This is a genomic window from uncultured Shewanella sp., assembly GCF_947495455.1.
Taxonomy (GTDB): domain Bacteria; phylum Pseudomonadota; class Gammaproteobacteria; order Enterobacterales; family Shewanellaceae; genus Shewanella.
In genome coordinates this window covers 1-21945 of sequence record NZ_CANLZC010000100.1, presented here as the reverse complement: position 1 = coordinate 21945, position 21945 = coordinate 1, and the positions used below count along the sequence as shown (strand labels likewise).

Genomic DNA, 21945 nt, shown 5'->3' with positions numbered 1-21945 from the left:
CCCGTATATAAGTTCGCATTTACTCATTTTACTGAACAAAAAGGTTGATTACTCACGGGAGTCCATATAAGAGGCATGGTGAATATGGCAACGCCATAAGCTAATGAACGAGAAGCAGGGCCGTTCCATAGCATCCCTGCTATCACGGCATTCATAAATCCATTTATATCAAAGCTGAACTGACTTTAATATACGGACATATTTTGCCGAACTGCCCTTTAAGCATGGATGACGGCATGGACACTTCTTTAGCTTTAGGCTCCCCATCGGAGCAGCAAAGATAATTCAACAAAGAATCGTGTGATTAAGGCATGGATGCCGAAAATAGCCTTAGGTGAACCACGGACGGTGAATATGAGGCGATAACTATTCTTTTTCTTTGAATTATAAAGCGCTTTGCTCCGCTAGGGGCGGCACCGGAGCTCCAAGAGGGGATTGCTGTAGATCCCCTTTTGGTCCACTCTTTATTACAAAAAAGAGTGGGAACTCACGACGTTTAATTAAGCGAAGCTTAATATCAAATATCCCCAGTGTGAGTTAGAGTGTGAGTGGCACTCACAATAGAACTCACCTCCTCAACCTTGCCATCATCAAGGCATCCACATATTCACCATGAGTGAAGGCATAATCTCGCATTACGCCTTCTTCGACAAAGCCATGCTTTTGATATAAAGCAATGGCGACTTCATTGGTTTTATACACTTCTAATTCCATTCGCCGAATATTGAGCCAATTATCGGCTAAATCGGTTGCAGCACGTAACAGCTCACTGCCCACCCCTTTGCCTCTGTGTGCACTGGACACTCCCATGCCAAGGGTGGCCACATGTTTTCGTCTCGGCCTGTCCATCACCTGTAAGGATAATTGTCCCACCACCTGATCATCAATGAGGGCCACTAAATTAATATGATTATCAGAACAGCTCGTGAGCCTTTTTTCCCAGAGTTCACTGGACTGATACGGGAGTTGCAAGGTGTTGCTATAGGCATGCTCTTGCTCAAAAATGGCTTTTATTGCCGCTAAATCGGAAAACTCGCTGTGCCTCACTGTGATCATACCTGGTTACTCCTTCGCTCACACGCTGCTATACTCTTCTACTCATATTATGAATCTACTACTCTACTCATATCATAAATTGTAAAATATTGCATATAAAATCAATTTATTAAGTCGAAATCTCAGTTTATTAAATTAAAATCAAATTTAACAATAGATTATGCCAGTGGCAACAATACGCTGATTAAAAAAGGCCAGCGAATGCTGACCTCTTCATTTTGTTTCAGTTATGTGTATTACTCAGGCTTGGCCAAGTCAAAATGCTGATAAGCCCTTTGGGTGGCAATGCGGCCTCTAGGCGTGCGTTGAATAAAGCCTTGTTGAATAAGAAACGGCTCTAGCACATCTTCAATGGTTTCCCGCTCTTCACCAATGGCAGCAGCGAGATTATCAAGCCCCACAGGCCCGCCCATGAATTTATCGATAATAGCAAACAAGAGCTTCCTGTCCATGTAATCGAAACCTTCATTGTCTACATCCAATACATCAAGCGCTTTTTGTGCAATGGCTTGCGTGACGGCGCCATCATGTTTCACTTCGGCAAAGTCCCGCACGCGACGTAATAATCGGTTGGCAATACGCGGCGTGCCCCGAGAGCGCCGCGCGATCTCACTCGCTCCAAGCCCATCGATTTCAAGCCCCATCACATTGGCCGAGCGCGTCACGATGGCACTTAAATCTTTGACATTATAAAACTCAAGCCTAAGTGGAATACCAAATCGCGCTCTCAATGGTGAAGTTAATGCGCCGGCACGTGTGGTGGCGCCAATTAAGGTAAACGGCGGTAAGTCTAATTTTATCGATCGCGCCGCAGGTCCTTCACCTATCATAATGTCCAGCTGATAATCTTCCATTGCTGGATACAAAATTTCTTCAACCACAGGGCTTAAACGATGAATTTCGTCAATAAACAGCACATCGTGAGGCTCAAGGTTGGTGAGTAATGCCGCTAAATCCCCCGCTTTTTCAAGTACAGGGCCTGAAGTGGATTTAATATTAACACCCATTTCCCCTGCTACAATCATGGCAAGGGTGGTTTTACCTAGCCCCGGCGGGCCATAAATCAAAATATGATCTAAAGCTTCTTCGCGTTTTTTCGCCGCTTCGATGAAAATCTTTAATTGTGCACGGGTATCATCTTGACCCGTATATTCATCGAGTAATTTAGGCCGCATGGCGCGATCTATGGCTTCATCTTGTATGATGGCTTGTGGCTGAATAAGCCTATCTGCCTCTATCATCACTTATCCTTTAAACAATACCTGTTTGCGTCGACATAAACAGAATGAACATGCTTCCACATATATCAATACCCTATATACATATATTTATACGCACAGTCACGATCACAAATGCACAAACACAAATGAACGAACAAAAGACTATAGCATGGCCTTGAGTGCCGATTTAATTAATGCCCCTGAGTCCATACCATCAGTATAAACCGCAGCCACAGCCTTCGTGGCTTGAGCAGGCTTATAACCTAATGATAATAATGCACTAATTGCATCTTCTTCGGCGGTGTTCGCCACCGGCGCTGGCGCATAGTTGGTCTGCAGTACAAATTCACGCTCTGAGCCAACAGAGGCTTCTAATAATGCTTTGAGCTTATCACGCATTTCAACCAATAAACGCTCAGCGGTTTTCTTGCCCACACCGGGTAACTTCACCAGTGTCACGACATCATCACGCTCAACACAAGCAACAAACTCACTGGCACTCATGCCAGATAAAATCGTTAACGCTAATTTTGGCCCAACGCCATTGGTTTTAATTAATAACCTAAACAGAGCGCGTTCTTGCTTAGTGATAAAGCCATAGAGTAATTGCGCATCTTCACGCACCACAAAATGGGTATAAAGAATAACCTCAGTACCAACTTCGGGCAATTCACAGAAACAACTTAACGGTAACTGTAACTCATAGCCTACACCATTGACTTCTAATAGCACTTCAGGCGCCTGCTTTTCAAGCAAGCTGCCCCTTAATCGACCTATCATATGACGCTCTCATTGATTATGCTGGTTTTTAATTTACGATTAACAATGGCCATTGTTTATGCCATTGTCGATTAAAATCGACTTAATAATAACTTGCCTATTTATATCGACCATAAGTTCGACGGGCCGCCTTTCCTGCCAGTGCCACTAAACTTTGACTGGTATGGAAGTGGCATACAGCCACCCCTAATGCATCCGCCGCATCCGCCTGAGGCGCCGCAGGCAAATCAAATAATTGCTGGATCATATGCTGCACTTGGGCTTTTTGTGCACGACCTGAGCCCACCACGGCACTTTTAATTTGTGTCGCACTGTACTCTGCAACAGGCAAGTCCGCCACCGTTGCCGCCACAATCGCTGCCCCTCTGGCTTGACCCAGTTTCAGTGCTGAGTCGGCATTTTTTGCCATAAACACCCGTTCAATGGCAAATTCTGTGGGGTGATATTGACGAATGATCTCTGATAAGCCATTAAAGATTTGTTTCAATCTCAGCGGCAGTTCATCACTGGATGTACGAATACAGCCGCTACCTAGGTATTGCTGGTGCCGACCTTGACATTGGATCACGCCATAGCCTGTGATCCTTGAGCCGGGATCCACACCTAAAATAATCGCCATAATATCCTATATTAATGGAATAAAATAAAGCCGCCACTATCCACTACACGATATCACTATATGGACATAAACATGGACATAGACATAGACATAGGGCGGCATAATAACAAAGCAAGATGATAAGCAACTATCAGCTGAAAACTCAATTTGAATAAAATGAAGCCGTTTCTATAATTGAGCGGTAAAACACAAAACAACATGATAATGACATATCAGCTGAAAACTCAAAAAGACAAGCTTTATCCCTTTGTTACCTCATTTTTTCAAGGTTATTCGAGGTTTTCCATGATTTCATCGGAAATGTCGGCATTATGATACACTTCTTGAACATCATCATGATCTTCTAAATTATCAATGAGACGCATAAATTTAGCTGCTGTGTCCGCATCCAACTCCGCTTTCGTTGAAGGGATCATAGTCACTTCAGCATTTAACGCCTCAAATCCTGCCGCATCCAGTCCATCTTTAACACTGCCAAAGTCTTCTGGAGTGGTAAACACATCAATGGAACTGTCTTCATGCGTCACCACATCTTCCGCACCAGCTTCTAATGCCGCATCCATCAAGGCATCTTCATCTACGCCTTCACCATAGGAAATGATACCTTTTTTATCGAAAAGATAAGAAACTGAACCATCTGTTCCTAAATTGCCGCCCGACTTACTAAACGCGTTGCGCACGCCCGATACCGTACGGTTACGATTATCCGTCATGGTTTCTACCATCACAGCAGTGCCACCGGGCCCATAGCCTTCATACATAATGGTTTCAAGGACTTGTCCGTCAAGTTCACCCGCGCCCCGTTTCACTGCGCGCTCCACAGTATCACGGGTCATATTATTAGACAGTGCTTTATCGATAGCCGCACGTAAGCGAGGATTAGCGTCGGGATCTGAGCCCCCTTCACGGGCTGACACTGTTAACTCTCGAATAAATTTTGTGAATAACTTTCCACGTTTTGCATCTTGGGCCGCTTTACGGTGTTTAATATTCGCCCATTTACTGTGACCTGCCATTGATAACTCCCTAAAGAGGTTAAAATCAAAAGGAAATGGACACATGCATCCACTTCCTTGTGCTGTCTTTGTTATGTCTGTATTCGCGATAAAAAATCGAATACTTATTCTGCGTCAGCTTGAGGTGCGTCTAACACACCAATGCCTAATTCAACCAATTGAGCCGGATTCGCTTCACCTGGTGCATTGGTTAATGGACATGCCGCTGTGGTGGTTTTTGGAAAAGCCATCACATCACGAATAGAAGTGGCCCCCGTCATCAACATGACAATACGGTCAAGTCCAAAAGCCAGACCCGCATGAGGAGGCGTACCGTAACGCAGTGCTTCCAGTAAGAAACCAAATTTTTCATTGGCTTCTTGCTCTTCAATACCCAAAATACGGAAAACAGCCGCTTGCATATCCGCATTATGAATACGTACAGAACCCCCACCAAGCTCACAACCATTTAATACCATATCATAAGCATCAGAAATAGCAGCCGTTGGATTGGCTTCCAGTTCTTCTGGCGTCATATTGCTCGGTGCCGTAAAAGGATGATGCATGGCATGTAAACCGCCATCCGAGGTACGTTCAAACATGGGAAAATCAACGACCCAAAGTGGACGCCAATCCCCTTCAAGCAAGTCAAAATCTTCACCGGCTTTTAACCTTAATGCGCCCATGGCTTCTGCCACCACATTGGCTTTATCCGCACCAAATAGAAGAATGTCTCCCGTTTGCGCGCCGGTGCGATCCACTATGCCATTGACCACATCCTCAGATAAGAATTTAAGCACAGGTGATTGAATACCTTCCATGCCTTTATCCAAATCATTCACTTTCATCCACGCAAGGCCTTTCGCGCCATAGATGGTAACGTATTTAGCATATTCATCTAGCTGCTTACGTGACAGCTTAGCGCCACCTGGAATACGCAATACCGCCACTCGACCGTCCACATCATTAGCTGGGCCTTTAAAGACGGCAAATTCTACCTCTTTGACTAAATCTGCCACATCAACAAGTTCAAGCGGGTTACGCAAATCCGGTTTATCGGAACCAAAACGGCGCATGGCTTCTTCAAAGGTCATTTTAGGGAACTCGCCTAAATCGACATTTAACAGCTCTTTAAATAATCCGCGAACCATAGCTTCAGTTTGTTCCATGACTTGCGTTGAACTCATGAACGAGGTTTCGATATCGATTTGCGTAAATTCCGGTTGACGATCGGCGCGTAAATCTTCATCGCGGAAACATTTGACAATTTGATAATAACGATCAAAGCCCGACATCATCAATAATTGTTTAAACAATTGAGGCGATTGAGGTAAAGCGAAGAATTGCCCTTTATAAGTTCGGCTTGGAACAAGGTAATCACGGGCCCCTTCAGGCGTCGCCTTGGTTAAAATAGGGGTTTCAATATCTAAAAAGCCATTGCCATCTAAAAAGCGACGAACACTACTGGTCACTTTAGAGCGAAAAATAATCCGCTCTGCCATTTCAGGGCGACGAAGATCTAAATAACGGTACTTAAGACGCTGCTCTTCTGTGTTATGCTGATTTTTGTCCATATTGATGGGCAAGGCAGGTGCACTATTGAGTATGGTGAGCCCCTTACCTAGGACTTCAATCTCGCCAGTACGCATGTCTTTATTCACTTGGCTATCAGGGCGAGCACGAACGAGGCCGGTCACTTGCACACAAAACTCACTGCGCAATGAACTGGCAACATCAAAAACCTCTGGCAAGTCAGGATCGTAAACAACTTGTACTATGCCCTCTCTATCTCGCAAATCTAAAAATACAACACCACCGAGATCGCGGCTTCGATTGACCCAACCGACTAACGTTACTTCCTGTCCAACGTGAGACGCATTGACGTCCCCACAATATTGACTGCGCATTTCATTCCTTCCTTTCAATCCGCAAACTGGTGCTTGAGGAATATTCAAAATAAGACAAAAGCGACATTATAATAAAATATCACCCACTTCGAAACCACACATCTATCAGTCGGCGAACTATCAACCAATTTTTTGTGTTTACAATAAAGGCGCATTTTAAAAACGGGCACATTTTCAAAATCAGCGAGAATTTTCAATGATGATCCTCATTCTGATACACCTTAAAAAAATACCAAACAGAATTTTTCTTAAAATTTCCAGTGATAGTCAGTCAAGTAATTGCTATCATGGCGGCAATAATAGGTTTTATTTTCACATTGTAAACTAAATGAATGCTTCTCAAGATACACTTTTCGCCACTCCCTTAACACAAGTCAGCGATTTTCAATTTGATAGTAAAGTGGTGGGTGTGTTTAACGACATGATCCGCCGCTCCGTGCCTGGATATGGACAAATCATTAATTCAATTGGGGATTTAGCTCATAAATTTGTGACGCCCAATAGCCATGTCTATGACTTAGGATGTTCATTGGGTGCGGCCACCTTAAGTGTTAGGCGACGTATTCAAGACAAAAATTGTCGCATCATTGCCGTTGACAATAGCCAAGCGATGATTGAGCGTTGCCAAGAAAATCTCGCCTCTTATGTCAGTCAAACACCTGTTGATTTAATTTGTGGTGATATTAGGGATATTGATATTAATAATGCTTCATTGGTTATTTTAAATTTCACCATGCAATTTCTTGCGCCAGATGATAGAGAGCATTTAATCAAAAAAATCTATGAAGGTCTCAACCCTGGCGGTATATTAATTTTGTCTGAAAAACTGTATTTTAAACATCACGAGATCCAACATACCCTTGATGAGTTACATCTCGACTTTAAACGAGCCAATGGCTACAGTGAACTTGAAATCAGCCAAAAACGCAGTTCACTTGAAAATGTGATGAAACCCGATACACTGCCAGAACATGAACAACGCCTAAAATCACAAGGATTTGAACATTTTAATATCTGGTTCCAATGCTTTAATTTTGCATCTATCATCGCAATAAAATAAATGCCGTGTGTAATCGATAACAGATCAACACCGAATAATGACCCTTTCATGTTGTACCACAGACATGAAACAACCCATGGTGGCCACATTAGTGATTAGCTTTAGCTCCTTTTACAAACACATCGCCGACTCAAGTCTACAACATTGGTTAGAAACCCTACCTGCTATTTTAGGTCAGTGGCAACGCGAGCATAAACATGGCACTTTACCCAAATGGGAAAAAGTCCTCAATAAGTTACACTACCCAGCACCGGATCAGATTGATTTTAAAACCAGTGTCACTATCGGCTCAGGTCAACAGCTCACCAGTGGTGAGCAAGAGAAACTGAAAAACTTATTAGGGATCTTTAAACCATGGCGAAAAGGCCCTTATTCTATTCATGGTATTGATATTGATACTGAATGGCGCTCAGATTGGAAATGGGAGCGACTGCAAGCACATATCTCTCCCTTAACCAATCGTACTGTTCTCGATGTCGGCTGTGGCAGTGGTTACCATATGTGGAGAATGTTAGGCGAAGGGGCCAAACATGTTGTGGGAATTGATCCATCTACATTATTTTTATGTCAATTTGAAGCCATTAAGCGCCTCGCAGGTCAACACCACCCTATTCATTTGTTACCCTTAGGCATAGAAGCCCTTCCGCCACTGAATGCATTTGATACGGTTTTTTCTATGGGTGTGCTTTATCACAGACGTTCCCCTATAGATCACTTAATACAACTGAGAAACCAACTACGCACGGGCGGGGAGTTAATTTTAGAAACCTTAGTCATTGATGGCGATGAAAATACCGTCTTGGTTCCCGAAGACAGATACGGCAAAATGAACAATGTATGGTTTCTGCCTTCTGTGGCCGCGTTAATGTTATGGCTAAGAAAAAGTGACTTTATCGACATAAAATGCGTTAATATCGATGTCACATCCTTGGCTGAGCAACGGAGCACTGAGTGGATGCCTAATGAATCCCTGGTTGATTATTTAGATCCTAACGATATAAATCTGACTGTTGAAGGTTATCCCGCGCCTAAACGAGCGACAATCATCGCAACTAAAAATCAGCCAAATAAAGATCTTATCGAGTAATTGTGTTATGAGAACCTCTATGTTGAAGCGAACGACCTGTATAATAGCACTCTCTAGCCTAATGGCTGCATGTGCCACCAAAGACGCTGTAACCCCAACACCCGAACCTGTTGATGCTAAGGCCCTTGAAACCAGTTTAGCTCAGCAAAGAGACACAATTTTAACCGGTATTTATCTCGGCAGTGCGTCCCAGCAAGCCAGTTTGAATGCACTCAATGCGCAATTAATCTCATTACAAGATGAAGTAAAAACCCTAAAAGCCGCCTCCGCAGCACAAACACACAAGCCTAATGTCCAGAAGAGTCAACCTAAAGTCGATGAAAAGTATCAGTCTCCTTTAGGTGATAAATTTCTCTTAGGTGCAATCGAGCGAGTCTATGTCGATGAAGTCAAAGCCAGTTTCAATACTCGTATCGATACTGGGGCTGAATCTTCCTCTCTGGATTCTCGTAATATCGTGTTATTTGAACGCGATGGCAGCTCATGGGTTCGTTTCGACGTCTTTGTCGATGGACCTGATAAACCCGCCAAAACCTTTGAGGCAAAAGTCGTCCGCTTTGTCCGTATCAAACAAGACGCTGACGATGCTGCCGACCGCCGCCCCGTTATTCTCGCCCACCTCAAAATTGGTGAATACGAAGCCCAAACGGAATTAAATTTAGTGAATCGTAGTCACCTTGACTACCCCTTACTATTAGGCAGAAAATTCATGCAAGATATTGCCGTTGTTGATGTAGGAAAGACCTTTATTCATGGAAAGAAGGACCCAAACAAGATCAATTCTAACAAATAGGGATACCCGATGCATTCTAAGAAACCCTTTTATCTTTTAGTTGCCTTCTTATTTATATTAGGTGTTGCTGCCTGTATTTATCGCAGTGTAGAACACCACGTCCCTTTTTTACCGGGACAACAGGTACAAAGTTGGGCAGTGGATGCCAAAGTGAGTTTTCAAGGAACAGGAAAACCCGTTGAAGCCTCTTTTTCATTACCTCAAGATCCTGCTTATGAAGTGTTAGTGGAAAATACCACCTCACCGGGATATGGCTTAAGTATCAGCAACGACGATAACGGTGATAAACGTGCCATTTGGTCGAAACGCTCTGCCACAGGACGGCAAGATCTCTACTATAAGGTGACCTTAATTCCCACGGGGCAGACTAAAATTTTAGCCACAACAGTCCCTGAAGCGCCAACGCCTTATATTTGGCCAGCAACAGAAAAAGCCGCAGCAGAACAAGTTACTCAAGAAGTGTGGGATCACAGTGCAACCAATTTATCTTTCGCTCAGCAATTAAATAAAGAATTTAATGCCGCAGAGCGCAGTCAAAATGTAGAGTTACTCCTCTCTGGAAACTCAGCCACATCCTTATTTATTAATATTTTACATAACAAAGCCATTCCAGCACGTGAAGTCAGTGGCTTGTATTTACAAGATCAACGACGCAGACAAGAATTAATCAATTTTGTTGAAGTCTATAATGATGGCCAGTGGTATTTATTTAACCCAAATGACGGCACACAGGGCCGCCCTGAGAATCTACTGTTATGGGGACAATCGGGTAAATCTGTCTTAGACGTCATCGGCGGAACCAATTCACAAGTCAGCTTCTCAATGCTACAAGATACCCGCTCTGCCCTCGCCACCTCCATTGATATTTTACGTAATAATGACGCATTAAGCTTTTCGCTTTATCAACTCCCCTTGGAAGAACAAAGTTTATTCAAAGGCATATTATTGATCCCCATTGGCGTACTTATGGTGGTCTTTTTACGCGTATTGATTGGCATTAAGACCTCTGGCACTTTCATGCCCGTCTTAATCGCCTTGGCCTTTATTCAAACCACCTTATTCACAGGATTAGTCGGCTTTCTACTCATCGTCTCTTGTGGACTCATGATACGAGCCTATTTATCCCAGCTCAATTTATTGCTCATATCACGAATATCGGCTGTGATTATCGTCGTCATAGGTATTATCGGCGTCTTCACGCTATTATCCTATAAACTGGGCTTAAGCGAAGGCTTAACTATCACTTTCTTTCCTATGATTATTTTGGCATGGACCATTGAACGTATGTCCATTTTATGGGAAGAAGAAGGCCCTAAAGAAGTCTTTATTCAAGGGGGAGGCAGTCTACTCGTCGCGACACTGGCCTACCTTGCCATGAGCGCAAGTTGGGTACAACATTGGGTGTTTAACTTCTTAGGGATCCATTTAATCGTGTTGGCCATAGTGTTAGTGATGGGGCAATACACAGGTTATCGCCTACTTGAATTAAAACGCTTTAAACCTTTGGCTGGAGAATAACCATGATCTTCGCCCGGCCTCAAGCCCTACACCGCAATGGTGTACTGAGTATGAATAAACGCAATATCGACTATATTGGTCGTTATAATGAGCGTAAATACTATAAGCGAGTGGATGATAAGCTCAGTACCAAACGATTAGCCATGGCCAATGGCATCGCCGTACCTGAGTTAATCGGCACCATTTTTGTTCAACATGCCATCAATGACATTCCTGCTATGGTCAAAGGACTGCCCGGTTTTGTCATTAAACCCGCTAAAGGATCCGGTGGTAAAGGCATTTTAGTCATTACCAAAGTCGAAGGTGACCGCTATTTCAAACCTAATGGTGATGAAGTCTTACATGATGAACTATATCGCCATGTGTCCAATGTTCTTAGCGGTTTGTTTTCATTAGGTGGCAACCCGGATGTTGCCATTGTTGAAGGCCTCATTCAATTTGATCCTGTTTTTGAAGGCTACTCTTATGAAGGTGTTCCGGATATTCGCCTGATCGTTTTTAAAGGGTTTCCTGTCATGGGCATGTTACGTTTATCTACTGCGGCTTCAGACGGCAAGGCAAATTTGCACCAAGGTGCGGTGGGTGTCGGCATCGATATTGGCACAGGCAGAGGTTTACATGCTGTTCAATTTGATACGCCACTCAATCATCATCCTGACACCCAAAAAAACCTCACCGCCATCGCCGTACCTGAATGGGATACCTTATTACATACGGCATCCAAAGCCTATGAAATGTCTGGACTGGGTTACTTAGGCACCGACATGGTACTGGATAAACACCGCGGCCCCTTGTTACTGGAACTCAATGCCAGACCGGGACTGGCCATTCAAATTGCCAATAACTGCGGATTATTAGGCCCCTTACAACATATTGAACAATTAAGGAATGAACCTATGTCCGTTGAAGATCGCGTCGCTTATGCCAAAGCACATTTTTGTTTTAAAGGGTAAGCATTTTAAGGATAAAATCCTTACTCAGCCCTTGCCTTTTTAGGGGAGGTTGCTTTCAAGGAACCATTATTTTCAGGATAATACAATGATGTTTGTTGGTATTAGACCGATACTGCTACTTATCAGTATCGGCTTTTCTTCTGTGACTCTTTCGGCAACCACGCCGCTATCCCTCTTAGTTAAACAATGCTTACAGCTTCCGCCGCTATCAACAGGGCTGATGAGCTCTCCTTTAAACACAACACAAGATGACGATGCCTTGGCTGAGCGCATGACTTATCTAGAACATCAGTTATTGGGTTTTTATAATATTAAAGACAGAGTCAATTATTATAAGCAATTTCCTATCCATAATGATGACAAAGAAAGCTTATTACATTGTCAGTTTTATTTAAGTGATGGCCTGCAACGTTTTGTCTTATCTGATGGCTTCACTAAGCTACTTCCCCAATTATTAAATTCGCCTAATAACGAATTGGCCCAATTAGGGCAGCGGCTATATCGACTCGTCTATAATCAACGAGATAGAGAATCCAAGTCACAACTTCACACCGCACAAGCGGCTTTCAAGCAAGGGTTAGCCTCCCAAGCATTATCATTACATTTTCACGATAAACGCTGTCAACTTCAAGATAATAGCACGGCAGTAAAAGAACAAACGCAAACGCCAGCAGCTTTTAATCAGTCTATCGCCAGCTATTTATTAAAGCAAACCAATCCCAATTGCCGAAAAACAATCTGGCAAGCCTACCAAGCTCGCACTATCGAACGTAATACCCCAATACTGAAGACTATTGTCGATATTCAAAACACTTATGCCAAGAAAAAAGGCTTTAAGGATTTCGCCAGTTTACAAACCTCCACACAAGTCTTGTATTCTCCAGCATTGGTTAACGCCTTTTTGGACAGTCAGACTCGCCCAATGAATATTCCCCCATGGGACATAGGAATGGCATTAAAAAAAGCGAAGAAATCCCCTTTCATTGCCGTCAGTACTCATGATTTTTTAACTCAACTATACCAAGCGCTCATCCCCTATGGCATTCACCTTGAGATTATCTCACCCAGTATTCACCGAGTCTGGCTTAATGAACGCTTGTTAGGAGAAGTCTTTATTTCATCTGCCAATCAATTTGCCTATCAGCCCATACGGCATTTAGTGGTTGGACAACAATTTGGACAACTTGAACTCAAAATTAAAAATAATGTGTCAAGTTATCAAGCCGCCAAAAAAATGATTGAAGCCGTCGCCATGGCAATAAACGATCTCAGCCAAGGCAGTCACTATTATTTTAATAACACCTTAGGTGAAACCTATGACAGTGCCAATATCGGGCAATATTGGCTAACCTACGCATTAACCCAATCCCTCATAGGTTCGCCAAAAACGGGCAGCCGAGAAGCTATCATTCAAGCTTATAGCAAGCAATTAACCATTTTTAGAGCCAAAGTGGCATTAAGTGCTTATCAAGATAATAAAACAAGTTCAATAGATCATCTCAGCCAAGCCTTTAGCGATGCCTTTGGTGACATTTGGCCAAACGTGAATAATTATCCCGTGAGTTTCAGTGCGATTGCTGATGAAGGCCCTTTATATTACCACACCTTGTGGCAATCAAGCCTGGGAGAATATCTCTATCACTCACTTCACGCTTGTGAGGATCCCAAAACCATTTTTAATACCTTAGTGATCAATGAAAGATCCGTAAAACTCACTGAACGATTATCACATTTACTCAATATGCCAATCACACCTTATAGGCTTATTCAAAAAATGAAGCAAAATTCCCCTCTCGCTTGCTCAAGAACGTCACAAGCCCATTGAAACCGAAATAAATAAGGCCTTTTACTATGGATAGAGCAAAATCTACATTAGAACAATGGCGAATATTGCAAGCTGTAATCGATTATGGCGGCTATGCTCAAGCCGCAGAACAACTGAATAAAAGTCAGTCGTCTCTCAATCATGCCGTGGGGAAATTGCAGCAGCAATTGGGTGTCTCGCTGCTTGAAGTGCATGGACGTAAAGCAGAATTAACACCCAGCGGTGAAGTGCTATTACGTCATTCAAGGCATATCACCCAATCGGTGCACAATTTAGAAAACTTGGCCAGTAATTTACAACAAGGCTGGGAACCTACACTCACCTTAGCCAGAGAAATTATTTATCCCATGGATAATTTAATTAATGCATTAGATTGTTTTCTTCCACAAAGTCGAGGCACTCGCATCACCATTTTAGATTCCGTTATCACAGGTACACAAGAACTTATTAAAGAAAAATCTGTCGATTTAGCCATTTGTGACGGCGCCCCCCCTAAAGGTTATCTTGCCGAGCCTTTATGCGATATCTTCTTCATCCTCGTCTGTCATCCTCAGCACCCACTCGCAGCCACCCCCTTCCTTGAAGATGACAAAGTCTTGGCTGAACACTTGCAAATTGTCATCAAAGATACCGCACGTCATGAAACAGCCGATCTTGGCTGGCTTAAAGCCGAGCAACGTTGGACTGTCTCAAATTTTCACGAAGCCATTAACATTTTGAAAAAAGGCATCGGCTTTTGTTGGATCCCTTCACATCTCATTGAAACAGAGCTGGCACAAGCTGAACTCATTCAACTCAACTTATCAGGAAACAGCCAACGCAAAGTCATGCTCAGTCTTGTCGTGCCCAATAGAGAGCAACAAGGCCCAGCTTCAAAGCTACTTGAATCGTTAATTATTAAACAACATTTATCTTTAAGGTGAATAAAACCTAAAAAACATAAAAAACAAACCAAAAATTCACACAGTAAAAACAATGTATAATCATCATTACAAAATAAATAACACCATAATTAACACAGAAATGTAATTTAATGTCAATAATCGTAATTTATATTATGGATATTTTTACTTTTTATTTTCAAAAAAACTATAATGACAATATTATAAATCAAAAATGGATAGCAAAAACACTTTAAAAACAAAAAAACAAACAATTTAAAACACTAAAAAATCATAATTAAACACAGTAACCATATACCCAACAAGAGTAACAGAGAAAACACTCCATCATTCACTTATGCGAGATTAGCACTATCTGACGTTATCACCTTTAATAATCTTTCACTTCCAACATTAAAAGCGCATCATTTATATCACATAACTTGACCTTGCAGGAGATCATTATATGCGTGCGACTCTATTTGGGCTCACAGCCATAAGCCTAGTATGCACAAGTGCATTTAGCGACCAAACAGACGATATAACCTTAAGCCAGCAAAATGAAAAGAATAATCTCGCAACTACCGTTATAAATGTCCCTAAAAATAGTGCAAACATCTTTGATGACTATCGAGCTAAAACAGCCAGCATTGTCAATTCAATGACGTTAAAACAAAAAATTGGCCAAATGACACTGCCAAAATATAACTTTATTAAGACTGAAGATGAAAATGGCACCTATTATCTCAATTACAATTTATTTAAACAGTATTATATTGGTGCAGTCTTAGCAGCAGGTGGCGAAATCCCCGATGGCACCTCTGTCAGTGCTGGTATGTATGATCCTGATGCTTATTTAACAGCAACAGCTGAAAACTGGAAGCCACTCATTGAAGGCACCAATAACAACTCGCCCGTGATCACATTAAAAAACGGGCAAAAAGTGACGATTCCTTTGCTGACCGGTATTGATGCTGTTCACGGTTTTCACGAAGTACTGGGCAATGTGATCTTTCCTCAAAATATTGGGTTATCTATGACACACGATCCCAAATTACTCAACAAAATCGGACAAGTCGTAGCAAATGACATGTTACAAATTGGCTTTAACTGGACCTATTCCCCTACCGTCGCCATTAGTCATAATCCCAATTGGGGCCGCACATTTGAAACCTTAGGCAGTGTCCCTGAAAATGCACTTAAAGATACCCGCGCATGGTTGAAGGACTTCAACAAATTAATCAAAATGGTACGTTTGCAAGCACAGGCGTATTAGCAACCATTAAACATTTTATCGGTGATGGGGCCACTGAAAGCGGCGTTGATCAAGGCAATGTTGTTGTCACTGATGAAGATCGTTTCACGAATGTCAACGCAAAAGGGTATGAAGGCGGGATCGATGCCAATGCAGGTTCCTTAATGGTGTCTTACAGCTCGGTTAATAGCACACCTATGTCAATTGAAGATAACCTCAAATCACAGCTTCTCGATGGCACACTAACCGGAAAGCCTTTCAAAGGTTTTGTCGTCAGTGATTATGGGGCGATTGCAAATATTGCCGATCGCACATTTCCAATGACGCTGCCTTACGAACAAGCACTGGCTCTGGCCATCAATAATGGCATTGACATGATAATGATCACAAGCTCAGCAAGTGATTACACCAGTTTAGACGATTTCCTGACCATTTTTGAAAAAGCCGTCACAGATGGTTTGATCAGTGAAAAGCGCATTGATGAAGCAGTGAATAATATTCTAGCGGTTAAATATGCAATGGGGCTGATCAGTCTGGATAATAAAAACCAATGGCATCATTCTTTTAAGACATTGTCACAGGAACAATATCCTCAAAAAGAGAAAATCAACCTAGCAGTCAAAGCGGCAGAAAAATCATTAGTATTATTAAAAAATGACAATGACGTACTGCCTGTTAAACCAAACAATATTCAATATGTCGTTTTTGTTGGTGATGTGACGATTAATGAATACACAGATGCAGGTAGTTACCAAAAAAGTGTTTATCAAAATTACAATAATATAGGAGCACAAGCCGGAGGCTGGACAATGTCATGGCAAGGTGCGCAAGGCAACACTTGGTGGGAAGATAAAGAATATCGGACCCGTTCCGGTGCCATGAGTGTGCTCGATGCGGCAAAAAATGCGTTTCCCGATGCAACCTTGCTCTATCCCGACTACGGTAATAATATCAATACCACAACCGAAAACATTACCTCTGCGGAAAATGGCTTTCTCACAAAACTGGCTGATTACGCCAGTGATATGACAGCAAGTAATACACTTATCATTGGTGTACTGGCCGAATACCCTTATTCAGAGTTTATGGGAGATGTCAGTAACCCCTATTGTGCTGCTGGGCTTGATAGTACTGAAGGCTGCTTATTTTCCTTAAATTTAAATGCCTACCTTATGGGAGATCAGCCTACGACACTGGCAATGGATTATGATAATAATGTCGGCTTTAACGATGATTTTGCTTATCAAATCATCAATCAAGTACAAGGTTATGATACCAATATTCCTCTGATCAGTATTCTCCTCTCCGGCCGCACCAGAATAATCGATGGTGATGATTCTCAAGCACTCAGTAACAGTGATGCCTTTATTGCCGCTTGGCTTCCAGGCCCCGCAGCGGGAACAGCACTGACCAATGCTATTACAGGTCAATACTTGTTCTGCGATGGTCAAAGTACTGATAAAATCCACTGTAATGCAAACAGCGCCAATACACTCTCGGTCGATTGGATCAGCAATGATGAATCGTTACAGGACTATCCCATCTATAGTCAAGGTAAAGGCAGGGTCAAATTTGACCAGCCATTATTTGAAGTCGGTTATGGTCTAGCGACCTTCTCACACTAAAACTAAGAAGGAGAAAGGCAAGCAGCTCAATTCATACTCGGTATGTTACTGGGCTGCCACCTCTCATGAAACCTGCACCGAAAATGTCAGAGCTCATTCTCTTAAGCAGCATGTACATGGTCAATAAACCTATCAAAGCGTCTTCACAAAACAGATCCGCTCTAATTCTGAATGAGCATATTCATCTACCCGTTCAATGTCATAGCCATTACGGATCAGCATGCACAACATTCCCGAAAAGCGATTCATCGATTTGACTCTCACCCGCTTATAATCATGCATTCTAAGCCACTGCTCTTGCTCTTCTAACATGGCTTGAGCGTGACTTGCTTTTCGATGCTTGGGCACCACACCGCCTAACCAGCTATAAAACTCTGTGTCGTTCAAAGGGTAGCCCATTTTAAAACCAATTAATTCACCTGCTTTTTCTGTAATGAGGATCAGCGATCCTTTAATCAATTTTGACTTCATATCCGCTTCGCTAGCATAGCGTTCGAATTCGGGAATACTATCAAAAACACTCAATGCTTCTTCAAATGTACCTTCTCTTACCATAGGGATTTCTCATTAAAAAATGAGTTATTATAAACAGTTAAACAAAATCTTGGAACCATTTCCTTCAAGAAAATAAGGCTTCATTCATCCTTCAATTGTCATTCACAAAACATGGTTGATTTTCATTCCTCGACTATTCTTCACATAGCTAACAATAATCGAGAGCGACCATGAAAATTCATCAATTTCATTATAAATTGCTGATCACCATAGCCATGTTTTACATGCTTTGTGTGATATCAAGTGATTTACTAACCTATAAAATCATTGTGCTGGGAACCATTCATGGTTCAGCATCCTTAATAGTGTTTCCCGTTATTTATTTGATCAGCGACATGATCAATGAAGTATATGGTAAGAAATTAGCGAGGTTTCTATTATTTTGTTCGCTGTTTATGGAGTTTATTTTTGATGTGATACTCAGCCAGATTATTTATTTGCCCTCTCCTAAAACCTTTAACATTCAGCCTGCTTATGAAACGATACTAGGGCCACTACCCCATATTTACTGGGGACTGATTATTGCATTAACCATCAGCTCATTGATCAATATCAGTATTATGGCGTGGTGGAAAAACAAATTAAATCATCGCCATTATGCACTGCGAAGTTTCTGTTCAACCATTATTGGTGTCTTTTTCTTTACCGTCATAGGCTACAGCATTTGGTTTTATAACATGAAAACGCTTCCCGAGATTATTGAGCTCATTAGTGTGTCCTTTTTTTCAAAAATGGTGATCACAGGCATTATGATCTGGCCATCAGCACAAATCGTTAAATACATTCAACAAGAATCCATTTCATAAAAACACTTTTTCATAAATACACTTTCACTCTTTTTAACTAGTGAATATTTATCAAAAGAGACTCAACAGGATCCGAAGTATAATTAACTGAATATAAAGAGTTTTATAAATGATAATAATTTGCATTACAAGCATGTAAAAAATAAAATACATTAATCAGTTTTAAAGCAACAATTCAACCACTACACATTGGGATTAAGATGAAAAAAACCATACTGGCTGGTCTACTGACCACCTTATTGTCTGCACCCATAGTATTTGCTGCCGACAATACCGAAGACTTAAGAAAAACCATTAAGCAACAACAACAAGTACTCGATGAGCTTGAGCGACGTTTGAATGAAACTGAAAAAAGAGTGGAAAGAACAGCAGATGTGGTTGACAACAGTACTAGCAGTAAAAGTGCGACGACCATAGGGGGATATGGCGAGTTACATTATAACAATATTGAAAATAATCAAACTAACACCCGTCATGAAGAAATAGACTTTCATCGTTTTGTCCTTTTCTTTAATCATGAATTTACCGCAAATACCCGTTTTTTCTCTGAAGTGGAACTGGAACATTCCGTCTCTGGTGATGGACAAAATGGAGAAGTTGAACTAGAGCAAGCCTATGTCGAGCATGATTTTAATCAAATGCTCAGTGGCAAAGCCGGTCTATTTCTCATACCCGTAGGCATTTTAAATGAAACTCATGAGCCCGCCACGTTTTATGGTGTTGAGCGTAATCCAGTAGAAACAAATATTATTCCAACCACTTGGTGGGAAGGCGGTTTGGCACTTAACATTTTAGCTATGCCAGGATTGGTTTTTGATGCTGCGATGACCAGTGGGCTGAATGTTCCAACAACAGGCGATAATGCCTATAATATTCGCAGTGGCCGCCAAAAGGTCTCAGAAGCCATCGCCTCTGATTTCGCTTATACTGCACGCATTAAATACACCGCCATTCCAGGTTTAGAACTCGCGGCGACAGCGCAATATCAAAGCGATATCACTCAAGGCGCAGCCGGTGTTGACTCTGCTCCAGCCATGTTACTCACTGGACATGTGATTTACACCATTGAAAAATTCACCATCAAAGCGCTCATTGCAAACTGGAATATAGACAGTCGCCAAGCAGAAGCATTAGGAAAAGATAAACAAGATGGTTATTTTATTGAACCCTCATACCGCTTTAATGAGAGTGTTGGTGTCTTTGCACGCTATAATGAATATGATACCCAAGCAGGCATGAATGATGATACTTTAGTTAAACAAACGAATGTGGGTATCAACTATTGGCTACATGAAAATGTTGTGTTTAAAGCAGACTATGAGAACCAAGGTGGGGCCAATGATGCAGACGGATTTAATTTAGGCGTGGGTTATCAATTTTAGTCACTATTAACAGGCTGAAATAGCAGGTAAAAATAAATGCCAATCAGAGATGGCGAAACTGATTGGCTTAGGGCTTAACATGAACTCATGAGAATGATTTAAAGGGGGGGTAAGCAAACATGAAATTGACTCCTTTAATGTCTCTTTTGATCATTCTCTCGTATAGTACAGCGAGCTTAGCAAAAGGCACTTATCAAACACCGAAAGCCTTCATTAGCCAAGCCTTACAAACTTCAACGGCGAAAGCAAAAGTCTTTTGGCTTGATGATGATGCTCAAACAGTCATAGAAAATATTTTAGCCCATAAATTTAATAAAATGCGGATCCGTTATTGGCAAAAAGGCCGTGAAACCGTTTGGATTTTAAATGAAATCGGCAAAGAATCCCCCATTACTGTGGGCATACATGTCAAAAATAAACAGATTGAACAAATAAAAGTACTGATCTACCGTGAAAGTCGTGGCGATGAAGTCAGACATGCTTTTTTTACCGATCAATTTAAAGCCGCTAAGCTTAATGATGATCTGACACTGAATAGACATATCGACGGCATTACAGGCGCAACTCTCTCAGTGCGAGCATTAACTAAGTTATCACGCATTGCACTCTGGCTCGATGCTAAAATACAAAACAAAGATTGAATGCGTCGCAGCACTCATGAGTATGGCCTTCACAAATGTCATTATTGCTCAATCAAGTACCAATCGATATGACAAAAAAATACCATCGAATAAAGCACCATAAAATGCGTAAACATGCCAGTAAACAGTTTCGTTTTTGGCATCGAAAACTGGGTATATTGAGTGTAATATTTGTCATATTACTCTCAATAACCGGAATATTAATTAATCATAGTCACCCGTTATCTTTAGACTCACGTAAAGTGACCTTCAATTGGTTATTGAATAATTATGGTATTAAACCCCCCTCCAATATCAGCATATATCAAACTCATCCTCTGATCGCCAGCTCGGATAATCTCATTTGGATTGAAAAATTTCCCCCTATTGAAGCCCAGCAGCCCATTTCAGCCATTATTCCTTTTAATCAACTCTATTTGGCGATAACACCTTCAACACTTTACCTTATTTCTCCACATGGCCAATTAATAGAAATGCAAGACAGTAGTTTAGGTTTACCACAACATATCGAAGCAATAGGCCAAGATGGACAGCTTTGGCTTAAAACGGCTAACGGGTACTTTTTCAGTAATGAGGATCTCATCGATTGGACGCCAGCAACCCCCTTGCAGGCCATTAAATGGGTTGAACCTCTGCCCAGCTTTCAAGTCCCTGAAGCACTAGCAAAGGTGTCACTCAGAGCCAGAAGTCACAGTTTAAGCTGGGAACGTGTACTTCTTGATGTGCATAGTGGTCGTTTTTTTGGTCCCTTAGGTCCTTGGTTCATGGACTTAGTTGCACTCGCCCTGATTGTCATGTCACTCACTGGGATCTACTTATGGCAAAGTACAGCAAAACCGCGCAAGAAAAGAAAACCAAGCAAGTATGATAAATAACCTGAACTCGGGATAAGCAGCGCCGCTTAATACCGCTATTTTTGCCCCTATCTGTGTTGTTTTTTCTACTAATAGCCAGCTATTAGATACGAAATTCCGCCTTGATATCGAC

General features: G+C 41.8%; 20 protein-coding genes. 13 read left to right on the top strand and 7 right to left on the bottom strand.

Annotated features, from left to right (window positions below; genetic code table 11):
• Positions 1-567: 567 nt before the first annotated feature.
• The 6 genes from Q0791_RS20035 to aspS all read right to left on the bottom strand — a co-directional run bounded on the left by Q0791_RS20035 (position 568) and on the right by aspS (position 6577).
• Complete coding sequence (locus Q0791_RS20035; protein WP_299010353.1) at positions 568-1056, bottom strand: GNAT family N-acetyltransferase; 489 nt, start codon at positions 1054-1056, stop codon at positions 568-570.
• Between the two features lie 236 nt (positions 1057-1292).
• The gene (ruvB, locus tag Q0791_RS20030; protein WP_299010350.1) at positions 1293-2297 is read right to left on the bottom strand and encodes a Holliday junction branch migration DNA helicase RuvB; all 1005 of its coding nucleotides are present in this window, start codon (positions 2295-2297) and stop codon (positions 1293-1295) included.
• 141 nt (positions 2298-2438) lie between these two features.
• Positions 2439-3056: a Holliday junction branch migration protein RuvA gene (gene ruvA / locus Q0791_RS20025; RefSeq protein WP_299010347.1), complete on the bottom strand. Its 618-nt coding sequence runs from the start codon at positions 3054-3056 to the stop codon at positions 2439-2441.
• 97 nt (positions 3057-3153) lie between these two features.
• Positions 3154-3675 (bottom strand): crossover junction endodeoxyribonuclease RuvC, encoded by a 522-nt coding sequence (gene ruvC, locus Q0791_RS20020; protein ID WP_299010344.1) that lies wholly within the window; start codon positions 3673-3675, stop codon positions 3154-3156.
• A gap of 269 nt (positions 3676-3944) precedes the next feature.
• Positions 3945-4691 (bottom strand): YebC/PmpR family DNA-binding transcriptional regulator, encoded by a 747-nt coding sequence (locus Q0791_RS20015; protein WP_299010341.1) that lies wholly within the window; start codon positions 4689-4691, stop codon positions 3945-3947.
• A 104-nt stretch (positions 4692-4795) separates the two neighbouring features.
• Positions 4796-6577: an aspartate--tRNA ligase gene (aspS, locus tag Q0791_RS20010; RefSeq protein WP_299010338.1), complete on the bottom strand. Its 1782-nt coding sequence runs from the start codon at positions 6575-6577 to the stop codon at positions 4796-4798.
• Between the two features lie 328 nt (positions 6578-6905).
• Between aspS and cmoA the strand changes: the two genes are divergently transcribed.
• The 9 genes from cmoA to Q0791_RS19965 all read left to right on the top strand — a co-directional run bounded on the left by cmoA (position 6906) and on the right by Q0791_RS19965 (position 17574).
• On the top strand, positions 6906-7637 hold the full coding sequence (gene cmoA, locus Q0791_RS20005) for a carboxy-S-adenosyl-L-methionine synthase CmoA (protein ID WP_299010335.1): 732 nt from the start codon (positions 6906-6908) through the stop codon (positions 7635-7637).
• A 91-nt stretch (positions 7638-7728) separates the two neighbouring features.
• Positions 7729-8724, top strand: coding sequence for a tRNA 5-methoxyuridine(34)/uridine 5-oxyacetic acid(34) synthase CmoB (gene cmoB, locus Q0791_RS20000; RefSeq protein ID WP_299010356.1), 996 nt, complete (start codon positions 7729-7731; stop codon positions 8722-8724).
• A 19-nt stretch (positions 8725-8743) separates the two neighbouring features.
• A complete protein-coding gene (locus Q0791_RS19995) occupies positions 8744-9517 on the top strand; it encodes a RimK/LysX family protein (RefSeq protein ID WP_299010332.1) in 774 nt (257 codons plus the stop codon).
• A 9-nt stretch (positions 9518-9526) separates the two neighbouring features.
• Positions 9527-11035, top strand: coding sequence for an inactive transglutaminase family protein (locus Q0791_RS19990; protein ID WP_299010330.1), 1509 nt, complete (start codon positions 9527-9529; stop codon positions 11033-11035).
• Positions 11036-11037: 2 nt separating this feature from the next.
• Entirely contained in the window at positions 11038-11988 is a 951-nt protein-coding gene (locus tag Q0791_RS19985) for an alpha-L-glutamate ligase-like protein (RefSeq protein WP_299010328.1), read from the top strand.
• Between the two features lie 85 nt (positions 11989-12073).
• Positions 12074-13813 carry a M2 family metallopeptidase gene (locus Q0791_RS19980; RefSeq protein WP_299010326.1) on the top strand — a complete coding sequence of 580 codons (1740 nt, stop codon included), beginning with the start codon at positions 12074-12076 and terminating at the stop codon, positions 13811-13813.
• Between the two features lie 26 nt (positions 13814-13839).
• On the top strand, positions 13840-14736 hold the full coding sequence (locus tag Q0791_RS19975) for a LysR family transcriptional regulator (RefSeq protein ID WP_299010324.1): 897 nt from the start codon (positions 13840-13842) through the stop codon (positions 14734-14736).
• A 424-nt stretch (positions 14737-15160) separates the two neighbouring features.
• Positions 15161-15970 (top strand): glycoside hydrolase family 3 N-terminal domain-containing protein, encoded by an 810-nt coding sequence (locus tag Q0791_RS19970; protein WP_299010322.1) that lies wholly within the window; start codon positions 15161-15163, stop codon positions 15968-15970.
• On the top strand, positions 15910-17574 hold the full coding sequence (locus Q0791_RS19965; RefSeq protein WP_299010320.1) for a glycoside hydrolase family 3 N-terminal domain-containing protein: 1665 nt from the start codon (positions 15910-15912) through the stop codon (positions 17572-17574). Before Q0791_RS19970 ends, Q0791_RS19965 begins: the two co-directional genes overlap by 61 nt.
• A gap of 132 nt (positions 17575-17706) precedes the next feature.
• Here Q0791_RS19965 and Q0791_RS19960 read toward each other — a convergent pair whose 3' ends face one another.
• The gene (locus Q0791_RS19960) at positions 17707-18129 is read right to left on the bottom strand and encodes a GNAT family N-acetyltransferase (protein WP_299010317.1); all 423 of its coding nucleotides are present in this window, start codon (positions 18127-18129) and stop codon (positions 17707-17709) included.
• Positions 18130-18299: 170 nt separating this feature from the next.
• On the opposite strand from Q0791_RS19960, the gene Q0791_RS19955 reads away from it, so the two are divergent.
• From Q0791_RS19955 to Q0791_RS19940, 4 genes are all read left to right on the top strand, one after another.
• A complete protein-coding gene (locus tag Q0791_RS19955) occupies positions 18300-18935 on the top strand; it encodes a queuosine precursor transporter (protein WP_299010314.1) in 636 nt (211 codons plus the stop codon).
• 200 nt (positions 18936-19135) lie between these two features.
• Positions 19136-20317, top strand: a complete 1182-nt coding sequence (locus Q0791_RS19950; protein WP_299010311.1) for a porin — start codon at positions 19136-19138, stop codon at positions 20315-20317.
• A 119-nt stretch (positions 20318-20436) separates the two neighbouring features.
• Positions 20437-20958 carry an FMN-binding protein gene (locus tag Q0791_RS19945; RefSeq protein ID WP_299010307.1) on the top strand — a complete coding sequence of 174 codons (522 nt, stop codon included), beginning with the start codon at positions 20437-20439 and terminating at the stop codon, positions 20956-20958.
• 35 nt (positions 20959-20993) lie between these two features.
• Positions 20994-21833 carry a PepSY-associated TM helix domain-containing protein gene (locus Q0791_RS19940; protein WP_299010303.1) on the top strand — a complete coding sequence of 280 codons (840 nt, stop codon included), beginning with the start codon at positions 20994-20996 and terminating at the stop codon, positions 21831-21833.
• Positions 21834-21945: the final 112 nt, after the last annotated feature.

Bases quoted from the DNA above. Each gene is read 5' to 3' on its own strand.
- Q0791_RS19960 (WP_299010317.1), bottom strand. From the start codon at position 18,129: ATGGTAAGAGAAGGTACATTTGAAGAAGCATTGAGTGTTTTTGATAGT.
- Q0791_RS19970 (WP_299010322.1), top strand. From the start codon at position 15,161: ATGCGTGCGACTCTATTTGGGCTCACAGCCATAAGCCTAGTATGCACA.
- Q0791_RS19995 (WP_299010332.1), top strand. From the start codon at position 8,744: ATGTTGAAGCGAACGACCTGTATAATAGCACTCTCTAGCCTAATGGCT.
- cmoA (WP_299010335.1), top strand. From the start codon at position 6,906: ATGAATGCTTCTCAAGATACACTTTTCGCCACTCCCTTAACACAAGTC.
- Q0791_RS19990 (WP_299010330.1), top strand. From the start codon at position 9,527: ATGCATTCTAAGAAACCCTTTTATCTTTTAGTTGCCTTCTTATTTATA.
- Q0791_RS19940 (WP_299010303.1), top strand. From the start codon at position 20,994: ATGTCATTATTGCTCAATCAAGTACCAATCGATATGACAAAAAAATAC.
- Q0791_RS19975 (WP_299010324.1), top strand. From the start codon at position 13,840: ATGGATAGAGCAAAATCTACATTAGAACAATGGCGAATATTGCAAGCT.
- ruvB (WP_299010350.1), bottom strand. From the start codon at position 2,297: ATGATAGAGGCAGATAGGCTTATTCAGCCACAAGCCATCATACAAGAT.
- Q0791_RS19965 (WP_299010320.1), top strand. From the start codon at position 15,910: ATGGTTGAAGGACTTCAACAAATTAATCAAAATGGTACGTTTGCAAGC.
- Q0791_RS19950 (WP_299010311.1), top strand. From the start codon at position 19,136: ATGAAAAAAACCATACTGGCTGGTCTACTGACCACCTTATTGTCTGCA.
- ruvC (WP_299010344.1), bottom strand. From the start codon at position 3,675: ATGGCGATTATTTTAGGTGTGGATCCCGGCTCAAGGATCACAGGCTAT.
- Q0791_RS19945 (WP_299010307.1), top strand. From the start codon at position 20,437: ATGAAATTGACTCCTTTAATGTCTCTTTTGATCATTCTCTCGTATAGT.
- ruvA (WP_299010347.1), bottom strand. From the start codon at position 3,056: ATGATAGGTCGATTAAGGGGCAGCTTGCTTGAAAAGCAGGCGCCTGAA.
- Q0791_RS19985 (WP_299010328.1), top strand. From the start codon at position 11,038: ATGATCTTCGCCCGGCCTCAAGCCCTACACCGCAATGGTGTACTGAGT.
- Q0791_RS20015 (WP_299010341.1), bottom strand. From the start codon at position 4,691: ATGGCAGGTCACAGTAAATGGGCGAATATTAAACACCGTAAAGCGGCC.
- Q0791_RS19980 (WP_299010326.1), top strand. From the start codon at position 12,074: ATGATGTTTGTTGGTATTAGACCGATACTGCTACTTATCAGTATCGGC.
- Q0791_RS19955 (WP_299010314.1), top strand. From the start codon at position 18,300: ATGAAAATTCATCAATTTCATTATAAATTGCTGATCACCATAGCCATG.
- Q0791_RS20035 (WP_299010353.1), bottom strand. From the start codon at position 1,056: ATGATCACAGTGAGGCACAGCGAGTTTTCCGATTTAGCGGCAATAAAA.
- aspS (WP_299010338.1), bottom strand. From the start codon at position 6,577: ATGCGCAGTCAATATTGTGGGGACGTCAATGCGTCTCACGTTGGACAG.